Genomic DNA, 1,030 nt, shown 5'->3' with positions numbered 1-1,030 from the left:
CCATCGAATCATCCCATCTTCAGGGTCTAAAATACCCCCCATCATTTCATAACAATACCTCCTGACTATGAAGACCTACGTCATCAAAATAGCAGTTCATGGAGTCAGTCCGATGGTCTGGCGTCGGCTGAGAATTGCTGCCGACACGTCACTGGCCGCGCTTCACTTCATTTTCCAGATAGTGCAGGGCTGGGGGGACGACCATCTCCATCAATTTCACATTTATGGCAAAGATTACGGTATCTCCTACGAAGGAGGCATCGGTTTTGTCGATAATCCGTTCCGGGTCGTGATTGATGATTTTGCTTTTGATGCTGGCGATCGCTTTACCTATGAATACAATTTCTTTGAGCACTGGCTTCATGACATTCGTGTTGAGGCCATTTATGAAAACTCTACGCTGAAAGCGCCGTTTTGTATAAGCGGCCATGGTATGCCCGGAGCCACAGCTGCGGATGAGTTCGATAAAACCCTGGCGTTTCTTGAAGCTATCGTTAATGCGGATGATGAAACAACGGTCGGCGAGATCCGCCCTTTTGCTGACGACCTGGATGCTGTCAGGTTCAACCGCCACAAAATCAACCGGCAACTGAGCAGGCTCGACCTTGCATCTCCGGTACTGGAGCCTGAAGTTATCTGGCTGGGCCGTCGTCGCTGACTGATGTCTATAAAGGTATACGTTTTCAGCATGCCTCTCAGATCCCCGAAAAAATGTCTATAAACCTCCCTAAATCAGTGTTTATGGATTATTCTTTAAATCTCTATGATGTTTAAAGACCTTCCGGAGGTTTTGCGTGCAATATGCCTACATCAGGGTAAGCTCGGCCGATCAGAATACGGCCCGTCAGGAAGAGGCATTGTCAAAGGCGGGTTTTCAGCCTGATAAAATTTGTGTTGAGCATGCCAGCGCGAAGGACACAAACCGCCCGGGGTTACAGGAACTCCTGGGGCAATTACGCCCTGGTGATACGCTTCTGGTTCATTCCATCGATCGCCTTTGCCGGAATATGTCGGATATGTGCGCTGTCAC

Annotated in this window: 2 protein-coding genes; both read left to right on the top strand. The window is 48.9% G+C overall.

The window, feature by feature from the left end; translation table 11 throughout:
• Positions 1-67 precede the first annotated feature (67 nt).
• A complete protein-coding gene (locus OOZ15_RS19855) occupies positions 68-658 on the top strand; it encodes a plasmid pRiA4b ORF-3 family protein (RefSeq protein WP_265958178.1) in 591 nt (196 codons plus the stop codon).
• A gap of 136 nt (positions 659-794) precedes the next feature.
• On the top strand, positions 795-1,030 hold a 236-nt coding region (locus OOZ15_RS20395; protein ID WP_265958177.1), incomplete at its 3' end, for a recombinase family protein.

It is taken from the genome of Galbibacter kalidii (genome assembly GCF_026241135.1).
Taxonomy (GTDB): domain Bacteria; phylum Bacteroidota; class Bacteroidia; order Flavobacteriales; family Flavobacteriaceae; genus Galbibacter.
This window is presented reverse-complemented; position numbering and strand designations above follow the sequence as displayed.